This is a genomic window from Candidatus Pelagibacter communis (assembly GCF_001180025.1).
GTDB classification, from domain to species: domain Bacteria; phylum Pseudomonadota; class Alphaproteobacteria; order Pelagibacterales; family Pelagibacteraceae; genus Pelagibacter; species Pelagibacter ubique_A.
In genome coordinates, this window is record NZ_CVSK01000052.1 from 1 (window position 1) to 503 (window position 503).

1 pseudogene is annotated in these 503 nt (G+C 27.0%); it reads left to right on the plus strand.

The features are described 5' to 3' along the window. A pseudogene (locus AMN83_RS02815) lies at nt 1-379 on the plus strand (signal recognition particle-docking protein FtsY); the annotation flags it as partial. Nucleotides 380-503 lie beyond the last annotated feature (124 nt).

A 503-nucleotide genomic window follows, 5' to 3' on the forward strand; every position in this document is an offset into this window, starting at 1 on the left:
ATTAAACAATAATTTTAATCAAGTTTTAATTGATACAGCTGGAAGACTACAAAATAAAAAAAATTTGATGGAAGAATATAAAAAAATCGCAAACGTTACTAAAAAAATTGATCCTGATGCTCCACATGATGTTATTTTAGTTTTGGATGCAACATCTGGCCAAAATGTAATTAATCAAGTTGAAGAATTTAATAAAATTATTCCAATAACTGGTCTTATTATGACAAAATTAGATGGCACAGCAAAAGGAGGTATTCTTTTAGCTGTTGCTAAAAAATATAAACTACCAATTATTGCACTTGGATTAGGTGAAAAAGAAGATGATTTACAAATTTTTGAGGCCGAAAAATTCGCGGAGGCATTTACTCAAATTAATTAATTAAGGTACTGGAAATTAACGGTTTATAAAAACTACATTTGTAGTGTTCTTTGAATTCATAATGTCCACAATTTTTAGCTATCGAAGAAATAATAAAATCAAATTTTCCATTTATAGGATAAAG